The 23,186-nt window shown below is 52.7% G+C and carries 20 protein-coding genes; 5 read left to right on the forward strand and 15 right to left on the reverse strand.

Translation table 11 applies throughout. The features are described 5' to 3' along the window. The first annotated feature begins 89 nt into the window (after positions 1-89). Positions 90-1,457 (forward strand): amidohydrolase family protein, encoded by a 1,368-nt coding sequence (locus tag LH22_RS17470; RefSeq protein WP_038648722.1) that lies wholly within the window; start codon positions 90-92, stop codon positions 1,455-1,457. Positions 1,458-1,535: 78 nt separating this feature from the next. On the opposite strand, the gene LH22_RS17475 is transcribed toward LH22_RS17470, so the two are convergent. Further along, on the reverse strand, positions 1,536-1,733 hold the full coding sequence (locus LH22_RS17475; RefSeq protein WP_038648725.1) for a hypothetical protein: 198 nt from the start codon (positions 1,731-1,733) through the stop codon (positions 1,536-1,538). A gap of 388 nt (positions 1,734-2,121) precedes the next feature. On the opposite strand from LH22_RS17475, the gene dbpA reads away from it, so the two are divergent. The 3 genes from dbpA to LH22_RS17490 all read left to right on the forward strand — a co-directional run bounded on the left by dbpA (position 2,122) and on the right by LH22_RS17490 (position 6,447). Then, positions 2,122-3,501 (forward strand): ATP-dependent RNA helicase DbpA, encoded by a 1,380-nt coding sequence (gene dbpA / locus LH22_RS17480; RefSeq protein ID WP_038648727.1) that lies wholly within the window; start codon positions 2,122-2,124, stop codon positions 3,499-3,501. 125 nt (positions 3,502-3,626) lie between these two features. Beyond that, a complete protein-coding gene (locus LH22_RS17485) occupies positions 3,627-4,589 on the forward strand; it encodes a chemotaxis protein (RefSeq protein ID WP_034825306.1) in 963 nt (320 codons plus the stop codon). Between the two features lie 301 nt (positions 4,590-4,890). Beyond that, complete coding sequence (locus LH22_RS17490; protein WP_038648729.1) at positions 4,891-6,447, forward strand: methyl-accepting chemotaxis protein; 1,557 nt, start codon at positions 4,891-4,893, stop codon at positions 6,445-6,447. A gap of 37 nt (positions 6,448-6,484) precedes the next feature. Here the strand turns inward: LH22_RS17490 and LH22_RS17495 are convergent, their stop codons facing one another. The 11 genes from LH22_RS17495 to proB all read right to left on the reverse strand — a co-directional run bounded on the left by LH22_RS17495 (position 6,485) and on the right by proB (position 19,125). After that, a complete protein-coding gene (locus LH22_RS17495) occupies positions 6,485-7,774 on the reverse strand; it encodes an HAAAP family serine/threonine permease (RefSeq protein WP_038648731.1) in 1,290 nt (429 codons plus the stop codon). Positions 7,775-8,274: 500 nt separating this feature from the next. Then, on the reverse strand, positions 8,275-9,270 hold the full coding sequence (locus LH22_RS17500) for a glycosyltransferase family 2 protein (RefSeq protein ID WP_038648733.1): 996 nt from the start codon (positions 9,268-9,270) through the stop codon (positions 8,275-8,277). Then, positions 9,267-10,574, reverse strand: coding sequence for an oligosaccharide flippase family protein (locus LH22_RS17505; protein WP_038648735.1), 1,308 nt, complete (start codon positions 10,572-10,574; stop codon positions 9,267-9,269). Before LH22_RS17505 ends, LH22_RS17500 begins: the two co-directional genes overlap by 4 nt. A gap of 1,174 nt (positions 10,575-11,748) precedes the next feature. After that, positions 11,749-13,494, reverse strand: a complete 1,746-nt coding sequence (locus tag LH22_RS17510) for an amylovoran biosynthesis protein AmsF (protein WP_038648738.1) — start codon at positions 13,492-13,494, stop codon at positions 11,749-11,751. Positions 13,495-13,695: 201 nt separating this feature from the next. Continuing rightward, positions 13,696-13,989, reverse strand: a complete 294-nt coding sequence (locus LH22_RS17515) for a hypothetical protein (RefSeq protein ID WP_038648740.1) — start codon at positions 13,987-13,989, stop codon at positions 13,696-13,698. Further along, positions 13,986-14,330, reverse strand: a complete 345-nt coding sequence (locus tag LH22_RS17520; RefSeq protein WP_200538298.1) for a hypothetical protein — start codon at positions 14,328-14,330, stop codon at positions 13,986-13,988. The genes LH22_RS17515 and LH22_RS17520 overlap by 4 nt, the downstream gene beginning before the upstream one ends. 2 nt (positions 14,331-14,332) lie before the next feature. After that, the gene (locus LH22_RS17525; protein WP_038648745.1) at positions 14,333-14,800 is read right to left on the reverse strand and encodes a glycoside hydrolase family protein; all 468 of its coding nucleotides are present in this window, start codon (positions 14,798-14,800) and stop codon (positions 14,333-14,335) included. A gap of 181 nt (positions 14,801-14,981) precedes the next feature. Then, a complete protein-coding gene (locus LH22_RS20365; RefSeq protein ID WP_071845630.1) occupies positions 14,982-15,260 on the reverse strand; it encodes a hypothetical protein in 279 nt (92 codons plus the stop codon). A gap of 413 nt (positions 15,261-15,673) precedes the next feature. Then, positions 15,674-16,405: a S24 family peptidase gene (locus LH22_RS17530; RefSeq protein WP_038648747.1), complete on the reverse strand. Its 732-nt coding sequence runs from the start codon at positions 16,403-16,405 to the stop codon at positions 15,674-15,676. A gap of 352 nt (positions 16,406-16,757) precedes the next feature. Then, a complete protein-coding gene (proA, locus tag LH22_RS17535) occupies positions 16,758-18,011 on the reverse strand; it encodes a glutamate-5-semialdehyde dehydrogenase (RefSeq protein WP_038648750.1) in 1,254 nt (417 codons plus the stop codon). Between the two features lie 10 nt (positions 18,012-18,021). Beyond that, positions 18,022-19,125 (reverse strand): glutamate 5-kinase, encoded by a 1,104-nt coding sequence (proB, locus tag LH22_RS17540; protein ID WP_038648752.1) that lies wholly within the window; start codon positions 19,123-19,125, stop codon positions 18,022-18,024. Positions 19,126-19,370: 245 nt separating this feature from the next. Here proB and ompC point away from each other — a divergent pair, with 245 nt between their 5' ends. Beyond that, positions 19,371-20,489 carry a porin OmpC gene (gene ompC / locus LH22_RS17545; RefSeq protein ID WP_038648755.1) on the forward strand — a complete coding sequence of 373 codons (1,119 nt, stop codon included), beginning with the start codon at positions 19,371-19,373 and terminating at the stop codon, positions 20,487-20,489. A gap of 112 nt (positions 20,490-20,601) precedes the next feature. On the opposite strand, the gene crl is transcribed toward ompC, so the two are convergent. The 3 genes from crl to gpt all read right to left on the reverse strand — a co-directional run bounded on the left by crl (position 20,602) and on the right by gpt (position 22,940). Then, positions 20,602-21,003, reverse strand: a complete 402-nt coding sequence (crl, locus tag LH22_RS17550) for a sigma factor-binding protein Crl (protein ID WP_038648758.1) — start codon at positions 21,001-21,003, stop codon at positions 20,602-20,604. 109 nt (positions 21,004-21,112) lie between these two features. Further along, positions 21,113-22,360 (reverse strand): esterase FrsA, encoded by a 1,248-nt coding sequence (gene frsA / locus LH22_RS17555; protein WP_038648760.1) that lies wholly within the window; start codon positions 22,358-22,360, stop codon positions 21,113-21,115. A 121-nt stretch (positions 22,361-22,481) separates the two neighbouring features. Beyond that, positions 22,482-22,940: a xanthine phosphoribosyltransferase gene (gpt, locus tag LH22_RS17560; protein WP_007887137.1), complete on the reverse strand. Its 459-nt coding sequence runs from the start codon at positions 22,938-22,940 to the stop codon at positions 22,482-22,484. Positions 22,941-23,186 lie beyond the last annotated feature (246 nt).

Below are 23,186 nucleotides of genomic sequence, written 5' to 3' on the forward strand. Positions count from 1 at the left end.
TTTTTCCACTGCTCAGCAGTGGGAAATATCGCAGCGCCGCGCCCCGGGTTTTGCCAGATTAACGTTTTCCTTGTTGACTGGAGCCTCTGATGCACCTCACTTCACCTAGCCGTCGCGATTTCATTAGCCAGGGCGTCCGCCTCACCGCCGCCGGAAGCCTGCTGGCCGCCGGTATGAGCGCCGCCGCTCCCTCGCCCTCTTCCGCCGTATCGCCAATCTCTGCGCCGCCACCGCGCGTGGACCATTACCAATTGCTCAACGTACGCCTCGAAGAAGGCTTTGAGCGTGACGGCAACGACATCATCGCGACGCGGACAGCGCTTTACGATATCACTGTCAAAGACGGCAAATTTGCCGCCATCGAAGCCGCCGGTACAGCGCGCAACGCCGACATTGCGCAGTGGGATGCCCAAGGCTCGCTGCTGTTGCCGCGCACCCGTGACATGCACATCCACCTGGACAAAACATTTTACAGCGGCCCCTGGCAAGCCCCGCGTCCGCGCCAGGGCAAAACCATCATGGATATGATTGCTCGTGAGCAGGTACTGATCCCGCAGTTGCTCCCAACATCGCAGGCGCGTGCTGAAGCGTTGATCGGCTTATTGCACAGTAAAGGCACCACAGAAGCACGCAGCCATTGCAACATCGATCCGGTGAGTGGCCTGAAAAGCCTGGAGCATCTGAAGCTGGCGCTGGCGAACCACCCCGAATTTCCCTGTGAAATTGTCGCCTTCCCGCAGCACGGTTTACTGCATTCAAAAGTGGATGGCCTGATGCGCGAAGCGATGCAGATGGGCGTACAGTACGTTGGTGGACTGGATCCCACCAATGTGGATAGCGCTATGCAGGCCTCGCTGGATGCCATGTTCCAGATTGCGCTGGATTTTGATCGTGGCGTCGATATCCATCTGCACGAAACCGCGCCATCTGGCGTGGCAGCCATTCAGTATATGGTGGACACCATCGCAAAGAACCCGCCGCTCAAAGGCAGAGTGACGCTGAGCCATGGCTTTGCGCTGGCCACGCTGGAAGGCAAAACGCTCGATAAGATGATTGCAGGCATGGCTGAACAACAGATGAGCGTGGCGTCTACTATCCCCATCGGCAAACTCACTATGCCGTTACCGCAATTGCAGGCCGCGGGCATCACGGTGATGACCGGCACCGACAGCGTGATCGATCACTGGTCACCGTTTGGCACCGGCAGCATGCTGGAGAAAGCCAACCTGTATGCGCAACTCTATCGCGGTTCGGATGAGTTTGGTTTGAGCCGGGCACTGCACATTGCCACCGGCGGCATCCTGCCGCTGTCGAATCAGGGCGAGCGCCAGTGGCCGAAAGTGCAGGATGATGCCAACATGATGCTGGTTGAGGCGAGCTGCTCCGCCGAAGCGGTGGCACGGATTGCCCCGGTGCGTGCCACCTTCCAGCGTGGTACCGCAGTGTTCAGTGCCTGAGATCAAAAAAGCCTCCGTGAGGAGGCTTGATGAACGGTAAATGCAGGGGCGGCATGCGCCCACTGCAGATGGCTGGATTTACGATAACATCTGAATCGCCAGCGCATACAAACGCTGGTTTTCATCGTCGCTAACTGGCTCTTCTTCCGCGTAACAGGCAATCATGGAGCTGACTTTATCCGAAGATAAGGTCTCTCCGTGCAGATGCAGGGTTAACACGGCGCGGCCGACGATTTTCAGAATGTCTTCGTTTTGTCCCTGGACGTAAAGACTCAAAGTGGACCTCTGAATATATTATTGTTTGCCAAATGGCGCGCCAAATATAAAGCAAAACGGCAGGTTATTTTAATCGGAATTTTACCCATCTTAAGTGACACGTAAGCGTAACATAGACAAAAACAGGTCTAAAAGACGCTATATAGTCCCTTTATCAACGCTAATTACACCTTTTCATTCAAGAAAGACGTTTCACACCATTTAAAGCAACCAGGCACGCAGACAAAAATGATTAGAATTTTACATCTATAAAAGGTGAATAATTAACCAAACGATCACCACGCTAATCGATTTCACTATGTTATCAATTACGCGATTTGCATTGCCGATAGCAGCCCTTTCTGCGAGACTGACCGCCGCAATCCTGACCGCTATTTGAGACATTCCCGTGACCGCTTTTTCTACCCTGACGCAACTTCCTGCCAGCCAACTCGACAACCTGCGCGAGATGGGCTTCGACGCCATGACACCTATTCAGGCGGCTTCATTGCCCGCTATTCTTGAAGGGCGCGATGTGCGTGCGCAGGCGAAAACCGGCAGCGGTAAAACGGCAGCCTTTGGTATTGGCTTGCTGCAACGCATCGATATCAGCCGCTTCCAGACCCAGGCTTTGGTGTTATGCCCTACCCGCGAATTGGCGGATCAGGTGAGTAACGTGCTGCGCCAACTCGCGCGCTTCACGCGCAACATTAAAATTTTGACGTTGTGTGGCGGCCAGCCGATGAGCGCGCAGCGCGATTCGCTGGTGCATGCCCCGCATATTGTGGTCGGCACGCCGGGCCGTATCCTTGATCATCTCAAGCGTGACAACCTCGACCTCAACGCACTGCAGACGCTGGTGCTAGATGAAGCCGATCGCATGCTGGAGATGGGGTTCCGCGACGACATGGAAGCCATCATCGGGTTCACGCCGGAAGCACGTCAGACACTGCTGTTTTCTGCCACCTGGCCAGACACTATTGCCAGCCTCAGCCAGCGCTTCCAGCGTGATGCATTGGCCGTGGCCACGGAAGACAAAGCCGAACTGCCTGCTATTGAGCAACAGTTTATTGAAGCCAGCGCCCATGAGCGCGGCAACCTGCTGAGTGCATTACTTAGCCAGCAGCAGCCGTCTTCCTGCGTGGTGTTCTGTAATACCAAACGTGAATGTGATGATATCGCCGCCGCGTTGAACGATCGTCAGATCAGCGCGTTGGCGCTGCATGGCGATCTGGAACAGCGCGACCGTGAGCGCGTCCTGATCCGATTCGCCAATGGCAGCATCCGCGTGTTGATTGCCACCGATGTGGCCGCGCGCGGGCTGGATATCAAATCGCTGGCGTTAGTGGTGAACTTCCAGTTGGCCTGGGATCCTGAGGTGCATATCCACCGCATCGGCCGCACCGGTCGCGCGGGTGAGAAAGGGTTAGCCGTGAGCTTTGTCGCGCCCGATGAAATGGTGCGTGCTAATGCACTGGAAGAGTATCTGAGCCAGAAACTCAACTGGGTTTCCTCCGCCACCTTGAAGGGCAAAGCGGCGCAAGCTCTGCCTGCCACTAAAATGACGCTGTGCATTGATGGTGGGCGCAAAGCCAAAATCCGCCCGGGCGATATTCTCGGTGCTCTCACCGGTGAAGCCGGATTTAGCGGCGATCAGATCGGCAAGATCGACCTGACGCAGACGCATGCTTATGTCGCGATCGATGCGGCACAGGCGAAGAAAGCGCTGATCAAGCTGAAAGAAGGCAAGATCAAAGGCAAAAGCGTCCGCGCCATCCTGCTGAAGTAATCCCCTTTTGCGCGAGGGCATCCGCTCTCGCGCTAAAATTTCTGCCCACCCCTTCATTTTTTTCCCGCGCTGCCGATAAGTTAATCATTGCCCCTTTACCTGCCCAGATTCCGCTTGAGGCCATGATGGATAATTTTCAGAAAGAGATCGATGAACGCGCTAACCTTGCGCTTTCCAATAAATTCGAACTGCTGCTGTTCCGCCTGGGTTCCGATCAGCTGAAAGGCAAATCTGAGCTCTACGGCATCAACGTATTCAAACTGCGTGAAATCGTGCCAATGCCGACCATTACCCGTGCGGCGGGTATGCAATCACCGCTGCTCGGTATGGCCAGTATTCGCGGTCAGTTTATCCCGGTCATCGACCTGCCCGCGGTGACCGGTTGCAAACCGGAAACCGGCCTCAATCTGCTGCTGGTCACCGAATATGCGCGCAGCACGCAGGCCTTTGCTGTGGAGTCGGTGGAAAATATTGTGCGCCTGGACTGGAATCAGGTGCACACCGCTGAAGCCGGCATTGGTAGCCGCAATATCACCAGTATCGCCTGCCTCGACACCGACGGTCAGAGTAACAACCTGGCGATGGTGCTGGACGTTGAGCAAATTCTGTATGACATCATCCCTTCCGTGCGCGGCGTTGAGCCGAGTGCTGAAACGGCGAAAGACTTCAACCTCAAGCCCGGCCAGGTGGCGATTGTCGCGGAGGACTCCAAAGTCGCGCGCCAGCTACTGGAGCAGGGCCTGAAAAGCATGGGCATTCCAGCCATCATGCATAACACCGGTCTGGAAGCCTGGATCAAAATTAACGAGATGCAGAAAGAAGCCGCAGCGGCAGGCGAGTCGATCCACGACAAGATCGCGCTGGTGTTGACCGATCTCGAAATGCCAGAGATGGATGGTTTTACGCTCACGCGCAATATCAAACGCGACGACGCATTACGCCAGATTCCGGTGGTGATCCACTCCTCGCTCTCCGGCAGTGCCAACGAAGACCACGTGCGTAAAGTCGGCGCCGATGGCTATGTGGCGAAATTTGAGATTAACGAACTGTCGAGCGTCATTCATCGCGTACTGGAGAAGAAACGCTAATCCTTTTTTTTCCTCCCCCTTTTTTAATCAGGCGCGATTTTCGCGCCTTTTTTACGCCCTGCCTGCGCTCACACACACCGATCCACTCATTAATCACGTTAACGATTTTGTGACGCACTTCTAAAAAATTAAAGTTAAAACATTAACAACCGATAACTGATAGCGCTTGAACCGGTGCTGCCATACCCGATTAATTACGGCCGGTAAGTATCTTTACCTTATAAAACATCAGCCTGATGCAGGCCAACTGCCTGCTTTTCCGTCTTGAAAACAACACTATTTAGCATTACGGGGAGAACCAATGTTGAGCTTAAAGAATATGAAAGTGGGCGCCCGTTTAGGGATAGCCTTCGCGCTTGTCGTGGCCCTACTGGGCGTAGTCGGTGTGACGTCGATTATGAAAATTAACAACATCAAAAATGGCATCACCTCAATTGTGGAAGACCGCTATGTCAAAGTCCGTTTGGGTTTTGACGTGCGCGATGGCGTGAACGATCAGATCAAATACCTGCGCGGCATGGTGATTGACACGCTGCGTCCGGAAAATAACGTGCAACGTTATAAGCAGTTGGATGAGGCAACCGAGCGCACCAACAGCGCCATGAAAAAGATTGAAGCCATTCAGGTTACCGAAATCGGTAAAAAGAAAATCGCCGGCCTGCTGGCCGCCAGCCAACTGTTTGAGCAGCAAAAGAATGAAGTGCTGGATCTGGTTCGTGCAGGCAAGCTCGAGGAAGCCAGCACTTATGTGCTGAAGAAAATCACCAGCACCCAGAACGCCTACCTTGATAGCGCGGTGGCTTTTGCCAACTCACAGTCAGATCAACTGCGCAAAGAGGGCTCTGGCATTATTGATGACGGCTCTACCGCCATCGAAATCACGCTGATCTTCTCGGCGATCGCGATTGCCGCCTCCGTGCTGCTTGGCTTTATGCTGACGCGCTCAATTGTGCGTCCGCTGAATGAAGCGGTGGGCATTGCCGAGAAAGTCGCGGCGGGCGACCTCAGTTCACACATTGAAGTTAGCGGTAAAGACGAAACCGCCGTGCTGATGCAGGCACTGCAGGCGATGAACGATAACCTGCTGACGATTGTGTCAAACGTACGCGCCGGTTCTGACACAATTGCCGTCGCGTCGAATCAGATCTCCAGCGGTAACATCGATCTCTCATCCCGTACCGAACAGCAGGCCAGCTCGCTGGAAGAGACCGCCTCTGCCATGGAGCAGATGACCGCGACCGTGAAGCACAATGCGGATAACGCGCGTGAAGCTAATCAGCTGGTGGCCACCACCTCAACCGTCGCCAAAGAGGGTGGCGTGGTGATGGAACAGGTCATCGAGAAGATGGAAGCGATCACCCTCTCTTCTAAGAAGATCGTCGATATCATCAGCGTGATCGATTCCATTGCCTTCCAGACCAACATTCTCTCACTCAACGCTGCGGTTGAAGCCGCTCGCGCGGGTGAACAAGGCCGTGGATTTGCCGTGGTGGCGACAGAAGTGCGCAATCTGGCACAGCGCTCCGCCTCTGCCGCGAAAGAGATCAAAGTCCTGATTGAAGATTCAGTCTCGAAAGTGGATGAAGGCAGCCGTCTGGTGACACATGCGGGAACCACCATTGGTGAAGTGGTGAACAGCGTGAAGAGCGTGGCGGATATCATGAGTGAAATCACCATTGCCAGCAGCGAACAAAGCAGCGGTATCAGTGAGATCAATCTGGCTATTACCCAGATGGAAGCGGTCACTCAGCAGAATGCCGCGTTGGTGCAGGAAGCCTCTGCCGCTTCACAAGCGTTGCAGGAGCAGGCCGATCGACTGGCGCAGTCAATGAGCGTCTTCAAGACAGCGGCAGTGTAAGACAGAGCGGCGCGAGGAATCGCGCCGCCCTTTTGCATTAATTCATCAGCGAATACGCAATCGACGAAATCGCTAACAGGCCAACAATGACCACAAACACATTGCTGATTTTGCCACTGTACTGACGCATCGCCGGGACTTTCTGAATCGCGTACATCGGCATCAGGAACAGAATCATCGCAATGATCGGTCCGCCCAGAGTTTCAATCATCCCGAGAATGCTCGGATTCCAGGTGGCAACCAGCCAGGTGGTCAGCAGCATAAAGCCGGTTGTCACGCGGTTCAGACGCTGAGGCGATACGTTTTTTCCCCGGCTGCGCAGCGATTTCACCACAATTCCATTGAAGCCTTCACGCGCGCCCAGATAGTGGCCGAGGAACGATTTGGTGATGGCGACCATCGCCACAATCGGTCCCATCCAGGCAATCATCGGCACATTAAAATGGTTCGCCAGATAGGAAAGAATGGTGATGTTTTGATCTTTCGCCGCCTGCAAATCCGCGGGTGACAGGCTCAGCACGCAGCTGAAGACGAAGAACATCACCGTCACCACCATCATCAGGTGTGCGCTGGCGAGAATGCGTGAGCATTTCTTTTCCGCGCCTGCGCCATATTCATTGCGCTTCGCCACCGCAAACGACGAGATAATCGGCGAGTGGTTGAAGGAGAACACCATCACCGGAATCGCCAGCCACAGCGTCATCCAGATGCTGCTATCGCCCGTTCCCTGGCTGAACGACAGCGTTTCCAGGGCTGCGCCGTGCCAGTGTGGTACCAGATAAGCCGCCAGCAACATCAGCACCGCGACAAACGGGAACACCAGCACGCTCATCGCTTTCACGATCATCTGCTCGCCAAAGCGCACCACGGTCATCATGCCAATGATCAGGACCAATGACAGCACCACGCGCGGCGGCGACACCATACCAAGTTGGTGCTCGATGAAGCTGTCGACGGTGTTGGTGATTGCCACGCTGTACATCAGCAGGATCGGGAAAATAGCGAAGAAATAAAGCAAGGTGATGATTTTGCCGGCGCCCACCCCGAAATGCTCTTCCACCACTTCAGTAATATCTTCACCGGGATTTCTACCCGACAGCACAAAGCGCGTCAGAGCACGGTGTGCATAGTAGGTCATGGGGAACGCGAGGATTGTCATAATAATCAGGGGGATTAGACCACCTGCACCTGCATTGATAGGCAGGAACAAAACGCCTGCGCCTATCGCTGTACCGTAGAGGCCCAGCATCCACACGGTATCACTTTTACGCCAGCCTGTTGAATGGGCCTCAACCGTGCCCTGCGCAACGGTTTGTGAGTTGTCCATCTGTCTCTCCAGAATTTAAAGCTCTTTAAACAATGCAGCCGAAATCACGGCGGCTAAACATGCCATTGGTGCGACGGGGCACATGCTACGCGTTTTTGACGGCTTAAGGTTGCCTGAACGCAAGACATGCATCACAAAGCCGTCATAAATGCGTGAATCGGTCATTAAACCAACAAAATTGCATGACTCGCGCACGCAAACGTTTGCATGGGGCGCTATTTGACCTGAGAGCATGCTGGAGTGCAAGGATTTGTCGGGCTCGAATGGCAGACTGCCCAGGGTATTAGCAGGAGAATCATGCGCGAGACAGCGAGGAGTGAAAGGCGGGTCGTGCTGGCAGGGAAAATGTGGCAACGGCGAACCGTTGCCACAGGGACTGCAGTAGAGAAAGGTGAAACTCCCCCGGCAACTGCTCTCTGGCGAAGCCATCGTTCCACTCGGTATTCTGAGGAATATCCGCAGCAGACAATGACAGAGAATAATCCCGGGGGAATTTCAAATCAGAATGCGCGCATTCTGTAGAGTGCATAAAGGAAATAGTACGCTGTGATAGTATTCAAATTCATAATCATGTACTTCAGTTTTTCATTTTTATTCAGCAGAATGAAAATCCCTTTCGAGTATTTCCCCCGCTTTATTTCATTAATTTCCTGCGCAATATCCGCAGGTGAAAACGACGAATGATACATCGCTGTGACAATTTGCATGTCTAACGCCAGCACGCGTTTTGAAATGCCTTTTAACAGGTAATCGAGATTGCTTCCCTGATATTTCTCAACGATAGAATCATACAGCGTGGTCAGAAACTGTTTCCTGACTTTAAGCTCGCTGTAATGAACCTTTTGCTTGGATAATGAACCGGCAACATCTTCATAATGGTAGGGCGTTCCCTGAGTGACCAGAAAATTGCTAATACAGCTGAAGAATTTGAGGTTAAATAACAGGTCCTCACTCATCGAGATCCCCTCGATAAAGCGCAGGTTCAGCTCACTCAGTATCTGACGGCGATAACACTTGTTATGCAAATAACCAATGTTGTCGCTCATCTCCAGCTCACCGAGCACATAAGGAATATCCTCATTGCTGAAGAAGCCAGCCCGAGAGACCTTGCCCACGCGACCGTCGTTGAGGTTGCCTACCATCAGATCTATCGACTCCGTTGGCCATGCCTCCAGATTCTGTTTGAAGATCATCAGGAAATCATCATCCACCCAATCATCTGCATCGAGGAACAGAACATATTCCCCACTGGCCTGCTGCAACCCGCTATTGCGAGCCGCGCTGACACCGGCGTTCCTTTGGTTGATCACCGTGACCTGAGAATAACGTGAAAACTCCTCCAGTACGTTTAGGGTTGAATCAGTGCTACCATCATTGACCACCACAATTTCATAATTACTGAATGTCTGATTAAGCACACTCAGCAATGTCCGCTTGATGGTTTTTTGTGAGTTATAGACGGGAATAATAATACTGAAAAGTGGTTTTTCATTCATGATAAACTCTCTTTACTGTCTGAGGTTTTGTAATTGACAAATAACTGCCATAGTTTCCTGGGGTTGAAAAAAATCTGATGAATACGCATCACCGGTTGCGCAGTGAAGAAATAATTAAGCAGCGAGAAAGAGAGGAATTCGGTTAATACCACGCTGAGGGCAGCGCCGGTTAAACCCAAAAGTGGCACCAATAAAATGGACGATGCCAGGCAGATAATTAATACCGCAAAGGTCTTTTTCACTAAAAAGCGATAACCGTTGTACTTAATAATAAAACGGTCCATTAAGCTGCTGAGCACACCACACATCGCACCCACACTGAGCAACAGCGTCGGCGCGATGGCATCGAGATACGCCTCGCCGTAAAAATCACGGATAAACCAGCCCGAGAGTTGCCATATCGCCATGATCACGATGGCGGATACTCCCAGCACCAGCAGATGCAGTTTTTGCGCTTTGATAATTGACTGCTCATCATCACGCTCGGCAAAGAACGCCGGAAAAAATGAGGCCAACAAGGCGTTGGGTAAAAACACCCATGAGGTTGCCAGCGTCATGGCGACAGCAAATATCCCCGCCTCTTTTACGCCAAGGAAATACGAAACGCTGAGTTGGTTGACGCGGGTATAAATCGCGATGGCGATTACCGAGAACACCAGCGAAATGCCGGAAGCCACCATGTAGCGCGAATACTTTTTGATGTGGCGCAGCGCGGGGATCGGCCCCTGGCGATGATAGCGCCAGAAGATCGCCAGCTTGATGCTGAACGGCAGCAATGTGGCCAGCACAATGGGGATCGCCAGAAACTGAGGATCCAGCTGCAGATATGAAATAATGAAGCGCACTGACAGACTGATTGCGAGGCCAATCACATTGGCGATCACATTGAGTCGGGCGTTGAGCATGGCCTCGTTGTAGATATTGACCAGATCAATCGACGAGAACAGACAGGCAATCGCCGCTGCGCAGATAAATACCAGCGCTTCACTGCTCCACGCCTCTCCCATGATCACCATGCCGCTGAGCGCTAAACCGCAGTAAATCAGCATCACCAGCAGAAAGGTCGCCATCATCAGGCGAATACCTGAATGACGATTTTGCGAAATACGCTTCAGCAAAATCACATCGCTGCCCATAACGGCGATCGACTGAATAAACTGAAACACCAGCATGGAGAGTGAGATAATGCCGAAGGTGGTCGGTCCAACATATTTCGCGACATAGGACGTCACAAAAATCAGACCAAACACCGCGATGAGTTTTTCAGCAATCATCCACATCGAATTTTTTAATTTATCTTTCACAGATCAACCTCAGTGAGATTCATGGCTAAGCCAAACTTCACGTCACTTTCGTCCGGCTTAACATTAACTTTGATTTATTTAGGAGTTTCCTCAGGCAGGAATTACCGGCCTTTAAACGCTCATAAAACGGTGGGCTAAATAAGATTATCGCTAATCAAATCGTGCAATTTTATTATTCATTCATTTAACGAAAAGCGCAGGCTACCGCCCCTGGCTTACAGCTACCAGTGTACTGACTACCTGATACGGGCTATTTTTGACGCAAAGAAACCACACTGCACTCAGACGAGTTCAGTGAAATATCAAGCAGTTACATTAAATCTTATTTTGAAGACAAGATGACGCTTAGTGCAATCACCGTGACATCAATAAGAAACGCCAATTATCAACATGCCATTCATATGATTAAAACGGGTGCAGCCTACTGAATTTTTTTGCACCACAAGAAATGCCGACCGGGATTGAAAAGGTGCATCTAAAGACGGCCTTCTCAACGAACGTGACGACATTAACGATTTTGCTGTATGCCCTGCCATTTTATTATCTCGATGCGTCTTTCGCCGTTCGATAATGGCAAGTGGCGTTAATTCAACATGACTCTCGCAGCCGTGTTGCAATGGGCTCAGGGCCCTAATTTTGCGATCTGATTCAAACTTTTAATCGCATTCTCACCAGACAAGGCGATGAGGTCAATGGCCTGTAGGCCAATACGGAATTTACTTAGCTGGAAATGAGATATCGTTGAAGGGGAAAGATTAGCGCGGATGAATCGGTTTTCAGAAAACTGATTAAGGCGGCAGTCAAATACTGTTAGGAATAATAAGATAGAAATGGACTGACAAGGCCATACTTCGCTAACACCTTGTTCTATAAGTTAACCTGCTAATTAACTGAGTAAATTAAACTGTAATGAATCTTGAGATAAGAACGGATCTGATAAATTGAGCCATCTTTTACCTTGTGCCGTACTAAAAACCACACACCTGTCAAATTCACGTTTTTTGTGCGCATTAACTAAAATAAAAAGAGAGTTAACACCTTCCATATGAGCAAATCGCTATCCTGTGCGGCTGACAGGCTCGTTTTTTTAAATAGACGACGCAACGGAACTGCACAGTGTGCATTTTGATCAAAAAAAAAGGCGAGGCCGCAGCCTCGCCAGATAGGTTGGATTTCAGTCGTAGTAGGGCAGTTTACGGTCAACACCGTTGATATTTACCAGCACAAAGCCGGTTGGCGTGGTTTTATTGGTTGGCGTTCCGGCAGCGGTGGCTACCGTCAGCACGCCCTTCTCATTAGCACCAATCCCCGCCAGCCCATTGTGCATGCCAAAGCGTGCGGCTGGCTTCAATGTGCCCATGGTGGTGGTATCGGTAACGACCGACAGATCAGACTGGAACAGCGAGCAGGAACCGCTATCGAATCGCGTCGGACCGGTATTTTTCAGGTTCAGCATCGTGTCGCCACTGTTGGCTTTCAGCTTCACCCACACCACGGCATAAGTGGTGCCGACACGGCCGTAACGCATATCCAGGATGGCGGGCTGCCCCATATGAAAGGCATCCGCCCACACCGTATCCAGCCGTTGCAAATTGATCCAGGTTTTGCCGCTACTGGCCACGTTAACCGGGGTGCCGGCGGTACCGGTGGGCTGGGTGGCATCGGCTTTACCAATAAACTCCATCACCCACTGCTGGTTCGCATTGGGGAAGAACAACTGCCCCAGGCGATACCAGTTGTCGGTTGAAGTGTTATTGGTGATTTTGTAGCCGCTATAATAGCCGGCACGTAACGATCCGGTCAGGAAACTGCCGTAACTCTCGTCACGGCGATAGCCATATTCGAAGGTGGAGAGCCATCTGCCGGCAACCAGATCGTTCGACACTTTCGCGCCGGATTGCAGGTTGATTTGACGCATCACCACGCGCGCATTATTGAGATTGAAAGGATTGCCGCAATCCTCGATATTGAGCGTGTCAATGGTCCAGCCACCATCCGACAAGTCCCCTGGATTACGCGTGTGCTCGATCCACACATTGCGCAAAATCCCCTGTGTACAGCGCGGCATATACAACGTGGCGTCACCATAACCCGTCTGGAAGTTACAGTTACAAATCTCAATCGCGGTAGAGTGATCCCATACACCGTTGGGTGAATTTGACCAGCCCACATCGAAGACGCGCGCATAGGTGTAGAGGGTATAAATCTGGTCAAATTTGCTGTCTAGCGTGTCCAGCACTTTAATCACCGTGCCGCCGTTATTCTGTGCGCGGAAACAGTAGATGTTTACCGTGGTGCCTTCGATACAGGTATTTTCGAAGAACGGCTGGACGTTGCTGCACATATCGGCAGTGATGGTGCCTTTGTTGGTGGTGATATCGGCCGAGGCCTGACCATTCCAGGCAATGCCGCGAATCGAGGTGCGGCGCGCCTTCACCTTGAATACCGGGTTGGCACTCTTATCCGAGATAATCGTGGTACGCGGCAGTGACCCCAGCTCAACATCATCACCCTGCAGGCCAAAGAAGGCGTTATCGGTGCCGCTGATATCAATTGGACTGATCAAAAACTTCCCGCCGGGAAAACGAATCGGCAGGTCCTTAACATTACCGCTGTAATTCTGCGTCCAGGTTAGCATGCGATTAACCGCGTCCGTGTCATTGGCATAACCGTCCCCTTTGGCACCAAAGTGATAGACGTTCACGTCAGAAGGATCGTTAATCACGCGTTTCCAGTAGAAGCCATTACCAATGGCTAAGGTACCACCATCGTCTGCCGCGGTGGTGGTGCCAATAAAACCGGTAAAGTCACCGCCTCCATGGAAGGTGGAGTCCACGTTGTAGCGGCGCAAAAACGCCAGATCGCCATTTTTAGTCGGCGTGGTGGTGCGCAGTTCTGCAAATGAATTAACTTCGATCATCATAGCCTCCTCGGCCTTTTCAGGTTTGCAATGCAAGTGTGGGAACGGCGTTACTGCGCCAATTGGCCGCAGTGCTGATCCCAGAGATCGTTGTGGTTGTTGATGGCGCGCACGGTGCGAACATCCATACGCTCGGCATCATTGCCGTGGGTGTAAATCGGGGAGAAAAGCGTGCAAGCAGAGTCGATAACGACGGGGGATTCAGGGCTGGTTGTATTTCGAGTGCTGCAGCTTGTCGCGAGCAGCAGCGTCATCAAGGTTAAGATTGCTGGCTTCCACACGTTTAGCCTCCTCGCGCAACTGTTGTTGCTGCTGGTTAACCGCGACAGCCTGCACGGCCGCTTTGTTCGCGGATTCCACCTCTGATTTGGCTTGTTGCTGCACCTTGCCAATCTTTCTGCCACCGAAGTAGCTGGCAATCAGTGCCGCAACAATGCCCGCCAGCGCAGCCAGCCAGTGCCAGCTGCCGCCAAGCAGTGAAGTGATAAGCGTCATGGTTTCTCCTCCAGCGTTTTGCGCTGTTCGATCAGGTTTTTCTGCCGAACAAACTGCGCCAGAACCCCCATCGCCACCATGAAGGCACCAATCAACCCGAGGTAGTTGTGAGGAAGAATGTCTTTGATGTCCTGAGGCAGTGCATTCCAGGCATCCAGCGCGGATGAAGGAAAGGATTGCGCCCAGGCGCTGAGCATCGAACCCAATGAAGCCAGCCACACTGACCAGGTTTTGAACAATAATCGTGCATGCTTGACGAACTCCAGCGTGGTAAAACGCTGGAGCAACAACAGCACAATCACTGCCGCCAGCACCGCGATGACAAACACCGTCCATCTCATGTTCATAACAGCCCCCGATAAATGTCGTAGCTGCCGCTGCGCATCACCTCTGCGTGGCGCCGTGCGCGCCCGGGCGTTTGCCGTGCCCACAAGCTGTCGAGCATGGCATTGGCAGCGCCGTTAAAGTCCCCCTGCGTGATGGCACTCAGCATGCCGCGAAACAGGGACAATCCATCGACGCCCAATTGGTATGCCATGCTGATCAGCACATCACAGCGCGCCTCACTGCACTTGCTTAGCGCTTGCTGCACCAGAGCACGCTGGTTCATCTCCTGCACTTTGTTTTCCACAATGCACTGCTTCCACACATCCCCCACTCGTCGCGGGACCTGGAAGATGTAGTTGCTGAGTGAGGCTCCTTTTGGTCCGATGCGGATACCGCCGGCCACGGTAGGAAACCCTTGCGTATCAAGGTAGGGCGCCTCACGGTAGCCCTCTTCAAAATTCAAAATGGCAATAATCTGGCTCATAGCGATTCCTCTTTGACGGGCGCAACGATGGAAAAATGACTGCGCAAAGACTCCAAAACATAAATCTCACTGATCTATTGCCCGTTGTGATACCGCGCGTTATCCGCGCTACGCTCAAGCGAGGCTAAACAGTGAGCAATAACGAAACGTTCCGCTTAAAGCTGGGAAATACGACAAGGATTTAGCGCACGGCGTACAAATGGACGTGGGGAAGACAGCAGTTATCGAAGCTGGCACTCTCTGCCTGACTTCGTGTAGGTGCCATTACCGCACAGTCGACTCGCGATTGCGTCTGGCGCTGGCAGATGCGTTCTGCGCTACGCAGGGTTGGGTTATCGGGCTCAAGGCCTAAGGCACAGTCGATACTGTGCTTCAGGCGGCTAAGTGACTGGCGGCGTCGGTGACGACGGGTGCGCGCGTTCCCGGTGAAGACTGACTTGCCATACTGGATAATCGCCATAACTCCTCCTGTGAATGAGTTTTTGGCGATGGGGTGGCAGGCGCGGCGTGTCGGCTGAAGCCGAAGCGTCCGCTATTCCACTGCAAACACTCGACATCGACCCGCCCGGCTGCGTTCGCGGCCAGGGAAAAGCAGAGGAGAGTGAAGTCAGAAGAGAGCTGACGACGCTGCATAATGCGCATCCACCCCATCCCAAAATTCACTGACTTTGGGTGGTGGGTATCGCGCTTGTGCAGCGCCTCAATTGTTTAAGAGCGGGCTCATCCGGGAGCAGTGATGTCGTCCTTCCATGGTCAAATTATTAACAGGTTCTAATGCATTGGCAAACACCAACAGTTAATTTTTTATTTACCGTCAGTTAAATTTATGATTTCAGCCAGATTATTTTTTTACCCACTCAATACGTTTTGTGATCAACCTAAAATCTGATAATCGCGGGCCTGGCTCATGATGACACGCGCTACCACCTGCAATGAGGCCGCCTCATCCAGCGTCAGGTACCAGGTCTCATAGCGCTTGTTGTCAGAGATCACCGCGACCTTTCTGTGCTGCAGCTGCAGACGTTTGAGATAAAGTTGATCGTCTAGCGTGAACAGGTAAATCCCGTCGCCGTCAAAGCGGTGCACGCTGATATCCACAAACAGCTGATCGCGCGGCGCAAAGGTACCAGCCATGGAATCATTGTTCAGCGCGATGAGTCGGATGTTCTCTGCCGGACGACCGCTAAACAGCACGCGCGCCTCATCCAGCCCATACTCGATCGCCTGAATGGTTTCGACCAGATCATCACGCGCAGCAATGCCCTGAGCGCTACGCTGCCCAATATCCAGACTTTCAACGCGGAACAGATGTTGTGGGTCCATCAACGTCTGCTGGCCGATCGTGGCAGCGGGTTTTTCCATGCCAAACTGCAGCCATTCTACGCGCACGTCCAGTAACTGGCTGAGCGCCAGTAAATTGCTGTCATCTGGAATCGATTGCGCGTTGAACCATTTCCAGACCCCCGGTGTTGAGATCCTGCATCCCCTTTCCTGCAGTGCCTGTGCAACCTGTTTGTTCCGTCCATGTCCGACAATTCCCGCGCTGTCACACGCGGCAATCAGCCTGGCAGTAAAAGCTTGTCTGTTACTCTCTTTTTTAACCATCAGTTAATAATCTGCCATCAGTTAAAGACTGAATGTTATTTTCATTTTTGCTACCAGTTCATTTTATATTACCGTCAGTTTACTACCCAACAGCTTTTATCAATGAAGCTGGATGATCATTATCCCCTTCGGCGAGGTGGAAACCAGTAATGAATGCCCGACAGCTTGTTCTGACAGGGGTTTTCAGGATTGTTCTGTGACGCTGATACCAGCCGTTAAAACCAAAAATGGGCGAAAAGGCGCGGCGGCGCCATAGATGACAGAAATAAATCAAAAAGCTCTGGGAATAATTGGATCTGAAGCAAAAAAAATGGGCACCCTTGCGGTGCCCATTGGGTTGCAGAAGTGAAAATTAGCCGCGCAGCGTATCGTCGCCCCAGCCAATCCACTTGTAAGTGGTGAGTGCTTCCAGCCCCATTGGACCACGCGCATGCAGCTTCTGCGTACTGACCGCCACTTCCGCGCCCAGACCGAACTGCCCCCCATCGGTGAAGCGCGTGCTGGCATTCACATAGACGGCGGAGGAATCAACCTGATTCACAAAGCGATTGGCATTGCCAATGCTGCGCGTCAGGATGCCATCCGAGTGTTGGGTACCGTGCTCGCGAATATGGGCAACCGCATCGTCGAGATCCGCCACCAGCTTGACGTTGAGATCGTTGGATAACCACTCATCATCATACTGTTCGGCTTGCACTGCCACTACGCTGGCCGGACCGTTTTGCAGCAGCGGCAGGACATTTGCATCGCCGTGCAGCGGGATATTTTCCTGCGCCATCCGCTGTAAAAATGCAGGAATAAAGCGTTCAGCCTGATCGCGGTGAATCAGCAAGGTTTCCAATGAATTACAGGCACTCGGACGCTGTTTTTTCGCATTAACAATCACCTCCAGCGCGGGCTCAATATCCATGGTTTCATCGAGATAGAGATGACACACGCCAATACCGCCAGTGATCACCGGAATGGTCGAGTTTTCACGACACAGCTTGTGCAACCCTGCGCCGCCACGTGGAATCAACATATCGACATAGCGATCGAGTTTCAGCAGTTGGTTAACCAACTCGCGATCCGGGTTTTCAATCGCCTGCACAGCCCCTTTGGGCAGGCCATGCTCGCTCAGCGCGTTTTGGATCACGCGAACGGTGGCCGCGTTGGTGCGATAGGTCTCTTTACCGCCGCGCAGAATCGCCGCATTGCCGGTTTTCAGGCACAGAGAAGCCACATCCACGGTGACGTTAGGACGCGCTTCATAAATCACCCCAATCACGCCCAATGGCACGCGGCGACGTTCAATACGTAAACCGCTGTCCAGCACGCCGCCATCGATCAACTGCCCGACCGGATCGGCCAAACGGCACACCTGACGCACATCGTCAGCGATACCTTTCAGACGCTGCGGATTGAGCGTCAGGCGATCCAGCAATGCCGCGCTCATGCCATTCTGCCGCGCATCGGCCAAATCCTGCTCGTTAGCCGCCAGAATGTCGGCGCTTTCCGCTTCCAGACGATCGGCAATCGTCAGTAGCACCTGATTTTTTTGTTCGGTGGAGAGTTCTGCCAGTTTGTACGAGGCTGCACGCGCCGCTTTACCCATTTCTTCTAACATCATCTGCTCCTTAACTGACGATCATATCGTCACGATGCACCGCAACCGGGCCATATTCGTAACCGAGGATATCGCCAATTTCCTGACTGTGATGACCGGCAATCATGCGCATGGCATCGCTGTTGTAACGCGTCACGCCATGGGCGATATCACGACCTTGCAGGTTGCGAATGCGGATCACTTCACCCCGAGAGAAGTTGCCCTGCACTTCACGTACGCCTTTCGGCAGCAGTGAACTGCCGCGCTCTAATACCGCAGCCAGTGCACCATCATCAATGGTGATTTCACCGGCAGGTGGGGCACCGAAGATCCAGCGCTTGCGGTTTTCCAGCGGTGATTGCTGTGCGTGGAAGCGGGTGCCGACCGGCTTGCCATACAGTACATCGCTAATCACATCCGGGCGGCTGCCTGCCGCGATGATCACGTCGATACCGGCACGGCAGGCCACATCAGCCGCCTGCAGTTTAGTCGCCATGCCGCCGGTGCCGAGGCCTGAAACACTGCCTCCGGCTAACGTGCGCAATGCGTCATCAATCTGGTGCACATCGCTGATCAGCTCGGCTTCAGGATTGGTGCGCGGATCGGCGGTGAACAGACCCTGTTGATCGGTCAGCAGCAGCAGTTTATCCGCACCGCCGAGCATCGCCGCCAGCGCAGACAGGTTATCGTTATCGCCCACTTTAATTTCTGCGGTAGCAACAGCATCGTTCTCGTTAATCACCGGCACGATATGGTTGTCGAGCAGCGCACGCAGCATGTCACGTGCGTAGAGGAAGCGTTCACGATCTTCCATATCCGCACGGGTCAGCAACATCTGCCCGATATGAATGCCGTAAATCGAGAACAGTTGCTCCCACAGCTGAATCAGACGGCTCTGCCCCACCGCAGCCAGCAGCTGCTTTGAGGCGATGGTAGGCGGCAGTTCGGGGTAACCCAGGTGTTCGCGTCCAGCGGCAATCGCGCCGGAAGTGACGATAACGATACGATGACCCGCCGCATGCAGTTGTGCACACTGACGAACCAACTCCACCATGTGCGCACGATTCAGCCGACGTGAACCGCCGGTGAGGACGCTGGTACCCAACTTGACCACAAGGGTCTGACTGCCACTCATGTTTTTCCTGCCATATAAGAAAAAATTCTGCGAAGGGACGTTTTATCAGGAGTGAGCGAGGAAGCCAATAACAGCAAGGGGAAAAGCACAAAAAACCCCTGACAATGCGGTAGACCAAAAGTTCGCGATTAACAAGAAATCAGAAAAACTGTCATAAAACTTTCATCACCAGTCGGTAAAAAGTTCCCTGTTTTACAAACCCTTTCAAGGGTACAACAAATTTTACTCATTGGGATTGATAGCAAATGAAGAAGAGCACACTGGCATTAGTCGTATCAGCGCTGGCACTGGCTTCCACCGCCCAAGCCGCAGAAGTTTATAACAAAGACGGCAACAAACTGGACTTCTACGGCCGCGTTAAAGCTGAGCATTACTTTAGTGATGCCGCTTCAAACGACGGTGACAAATCTTACGTCCGTATCGGCTTCAAAGGTCAGACTCAAATCAACGATCTGATGACCGGTTACGGCCAGTGGGAATATCAGTACAACGTCAACAACTCTGAAGGTTCTGACGCTAACTCAGGCAACAAAACCCGTCTGGGCTTTGCGGGTCTGAAATTCGGTCAGTACGGTTCATTCGACTACGGTCGTAACTACGGCGTACTGTACGACGTTGAGGCATGGACTGACGTATTCCCTGAATTCGGTGGTGACGGTACTGCGCGTACTGATAACTTCATGACCGCTCGTGCTACCGGTGTTGCGACTTACCGCAACAGCAACTTCTTCGGTCTGGTTGATGGCCTGCGCTTCGCGCTGCAATACCAGGGTAAAAACGACTCTACCAGCGCCAACGCACGTGGTAGCGCCACCGATACTTCTCGCCAGAATGGCGACGGTTACGGTGCATCATTGGGTTACACCATTGGCGATACCGGCATCAGCCTGATGTCTGCAATCACCTCTTCTGACCGTACTAACCAGCAGCAAGCTCGTGCTTACGGTTCTGGTGATAAAGCGGATTCATGGGGCGCAGGTATCAAGTATGACGCTAACAGCGTTTACCTGGCAGCGATCTACACCGAAACCCGTAACATGACACCAATCAGCGGCACCAACTCAGTGACAGGTGCTTCTGTATCGGGTGCGGCTAACAAAGCACAGAACATTGAATTGGTTGCACAGTACCAGTTCGACTTCGGCCTGCGTCCGTCCATTGGTTATGTACAGACTAAAGGGAAAGATATCGAAGGTATCGGCGATGCTGACCTGGTTAAATACATCGACGTTGGCGCGACTTACTACTTCAACAAAAACATGTCTACCTTTGTTGATTACAAAATCAACCAGCTGAACGACGACAACCGTCTGTCACTGAACAACGACGACATCGTTGCTGTTGGTCTGACTTACCAGTTCTAAGCAGTTAGCTTTACCCTCAATGTGTCTATAAAAAAAGAGCCGGCTCATCACCGGCTCTTTCTTCTTTATCTCTACCAGACTGGCTTAAAAGCCACGCTCTGGGAATGCAGGGCTAAGCACTGAGCTTCACCGGCTCCTCTTTAAATCCCGATGCTGGTTTGAGATCCAGCTTGAGGTCATGCAGCACGGCTTTCAAACGCTCGTGGAAATTACGCAAGGTACTCTCCACTTTCTCGTTGTTCTCTTTGCCTTTGATCGTCGCCACACCCCAGTCACCGTCTTTATCAAACAAACCAAAGTGGTATTCATAGGTGAAATGGTCTTCGTGCGCTTCCAGCGTCATCCACCAGCCCCAAAACTCACGGAGTTCGGGTGCGGGTTTAACGTTGACACACGCCGCCAGGCAATCAAAGAAGAAACGCTGCTCTTCACATTTTCCTTCACGGATGTACGGCCCCAATTCGGTGAAGCGCTTCAGCAGGCGACTACGGGGATGACCACTCGGTAACGTCATGCTAATTCTCCCTCAAATAACCGTAAAATTGTTTCTCGTTACGCGAATCACGCGCGCAACGCAAAATATCCCGGATATAAGTAGTAGCAGAGCGTCGAATTTTTGCCAGTCATACACCCAATTGTTTTGCTAACCAGTCACAGATTTGATTTAACGCTTTCTCAAAACTGGAGAACACCGGCGTGGCGGGTATCGCCAATACTTTGCCCTGTGCGGAAGAGTTGGCAATCAATTGTGCCTCCTCTTCTGGGCTGAACAAATCGCCCGGCCAGTAAGCCGCCAGCATCGGCGTCGGCGTGCGACGCCCCAGTAAGCCCTGCACCTTCAATGAATAGCGATTAAGCTCAATGCGCAGGTTGCTGTCAGACGCGGAAGGCATTCCCAGACGACTGGCCAGCATATCCATGTACATGTCTGGCAGTTGTTGCTGGCGTTGCTCATCGACAAACACGTTATGCACCATCGCGCCCAGTGTCGCGACCGCACGCAGGCGCGGCACTTCCAGATAAGCCAGTCGCGTGGCGACATTGGCGCCAAAGCGATAGCCAAACAGCGCAACGCGCGTGTGATCAATCCACGGCACATTACTCAGCTCACGCAAAACCTGCTGGTGAAGCTGGCTGGTGTCCTGATTCAACGTCCATTTGCTACTAAAGCCCACTGAAGGCATATCCAGCGTCAACATGGCGATACCACGCGGCGCCAGATAATCGTGGAACAGGCGATAATGATCGCTTTGCAGCGAATCCAGGCCACCGCACAGCAGCACGGTCGGGTATGGGGCTTTGGCCCCGGCAGGCATATGCAGGAAACCGGTGACCGGGCTGCCACCGCTGATTTGAAAAGTCAGCGCTTTCAGCTCACCGGGTAATCGCTGCGTCGCTTCTTCATACGCCCGATTCGCCAGTACCTGAGCCTGATCGGCCAAATCATCGCCTTTTATATACGGATAGGCAGCAATACTGTAGAGGTTCGATGCCCGCATCCATTGATGCCCGGCTTCTTCGTGATCTTCATTCTGCATCGCCCGCTGTTGCCACAAGGCGGCCTGCTTCGACCACTCATAGTTCCAGTTCCCCCCGCGATAGCCAATCACCGTATCGAGTTGAGTGTCATCAGTATGCTCGTATTCACTGATGGCGATGCGCGCCAGCACTTCGCTGATCTCCTGCGGAGACAGGCCGCGCCACGTCCACAGCAGTTTGTTGAGCATGCGATACCAGCAAGGTTGGGTATCCCCTTCCAGGGTGTTGTGCACCTGTACCGGATGGTGATGCTGGCGATGCACCAGAGAGGAGGTTTCCGGGTGTTTAAAGCGGGGCTTAAAAAGCTCTTCGCTGAGGTTTTTATCCGACATCTTAGACGTTCTCCCGCGATAGTCGCATAGATGCCTAAGAGTGTACTGCACCCACATGTTGGGTGCGAGGCGTAGAATGCACAACGCCCGGCATAACCGGACGTTGTTTGCGTTGCATCAATCAGCTTTTGACGATTGGCGGGATGTAAACCACGCCCATGTCCCACGGCTGTTCGATCCAGGTGTTCTGCGGAATATCGACAATGTAGTCGTCCACCAGCGCACGGCCAGCTGGCTTAGCGAAGATGGTGCAGAAACGCGCTTTTGGATACATATCGCGGATCGCTTGCGCGGTGCCACCGGTATCCACCAGGTCATCAATCACGATGAAACCTTCACCGTCGCCTTCCGCACGCTTCAGCACTTTCATTTCGCGCTGATGATCGTGGTCATAGCTTGAGATGCAGACGGTATCGACATAGCGAATACCCAATTCACGCGCCAGCAACGATGCCGGAACCAGACCACCGCGGCTTACCGCAATGATACCTTTCCACTGTTCCACAGGAAGCAGGCGCTGGGCCAGTTTGCGGGCATGGATCTGCAACATGTCCCAGGTGACGACGTATTTTTCGCTCATAAAAGAAATCCCGACCAACAATGTTGGTTTAAAAATAGGCAAGGGGGAAAAGGTTGCGCGAGATTATAAGGATCTGACGCGTTAAAAACCAGCATCTGTCGCATTGGATGCAGGATTTTAGCGCGCCTGAGTACGCACCCGGTGAAAAACAGTGATATTCTCAGCCACATCACGTCAGATGTGCTGACGGCGATCTTTCACTGGAACCCGGCGTGCGAGCGGTATGTCCGCCGCGCTGACACAGGA

The sequence above is a fragment of the Pantoea rwandensis genome (assembly GCF_000759475.1).
GTDB lineage: Bacteria > Pseudomonadota > Gammaproteobacteria > Enterobacterales > Enterobacteriaceae > Pantoea > Pantoea rwandensis_B.

Bases quoted from the DNA above. Each gene is read 5' to 3' on its own strand.
- LH22_RS17470 (WP_038648722.1), top strand. From the start codon at position 90: ATGCACCTCACTTCACCTAGCCGTCGCGATTTCATTAGCCAGGGCGTC.
- LH22_RS17485 (WP_034825306.1), top strand. From the start codon at position 3,627: ATGGATAATTTTCAGAAAGAGATCGATGAACGCGCTAACCTTGCGCTT.
- LH22_RS17490 (WP_038648729.1), top strand. From the start codon at position 4,891: ATGTTGAGCTTAAAGAATATGAAAGTGGGCGCCCGTTTAGGGATAGCC.
- crl (WP_038648758.1), bottom strand. From the start codon at position 21,003: ATGACGTTACCGAGTGGTCATCCCCGTAGTCGCCTGCTGAAGCGCTTC.
- LH22_RS17495 (WP_038648731.1), bottom strand. From the start codon at position 7,774: ATGGACAACTCACAAACCGTTGCGCAGGGCACGGTTGAGGCCCATTCA.
- LH22_RS17515 (WP_038648740.1), bottom strand. From the start codon at position 13,989: ATGACGCTTATCACTTCACTGCTTGGCGGCAGCTGGCACTGGCTGGCT.
- ompC (WP_038648755.1), top strand. From the start codon at position 19,371: ATGAAGAAGAGCACACTGGCATTAGTCGTATCAGCGCTGGCACTGGCT.
- LH22_RS20365 (WP_071845630.1), bottom strand. From the start codon at position 15,260: ATGGCGATTATCCAGTATGGCAAGTCAGTCTTCACCGGGAACGCGCGC.
- proA (WP_038648750.1), bottom strand. From the start codon at position 18,011: ATGTTAGAAGAAATGGGTAAAGCGGCGCGTGCAGCCTCGTACAAACTG.
- LH22_RS17525 (WP_038648745.1), bottom strand. From the start codon at position 14,800: ATGAGCCAGATTATTGCCATTTTGAATTTTGAAGAGGGCTACCGTGAG.
- gpt (WP_007887137.1), bottom strand. From the start codon at position 22,940: ATGAGCGAAAAATACGTCGTCACCTGGGACATGTTGCAGATCCATGCC.
- proB (WP_038648752.1), bottom strand. From the start codon at position 19,125: ATGAGTGGCAGTCAGACCCTTGTGGTCAAGTTGGGTACCAGCGTCCTC.
- LH22_RS17530 (WP_038648747.1), bottom strand. From the start codon at position 16,405: ATGGTTAAAAAAGAGAGTAACAGACAAGCTTTTACTGCCAGGCTGATT.
- LH22_RS17510 (WP_038648738.1), bottom strand. From the start codon at position 13,494: ATGATCGAAGTTAATTCATTTGCAGAACTGCGCACCACCACGCCGACT.
- frsA (WP_038648760.1), bottom strand. From the start codon at position 22,360: ATGTCGGATAAAAACCTCAGCGAAGAGCTTTTTAAGCCCCGCTTTAAA.
- LH22_RS17520 (WP_200538298.1), bottom strand. From the start codon at position 14,330: ATGAGATGGACGGTGTTTGTCATCGCGGTGCTGGCGGCAGTGATTGTG.
- LH22_RS17500 (WP_038648733.1), bottom strand. From the start codon at position 9,270: ATGAATGAAAAACCACTTTTCAGTATTATTATTCCCGTCTATAACTCA.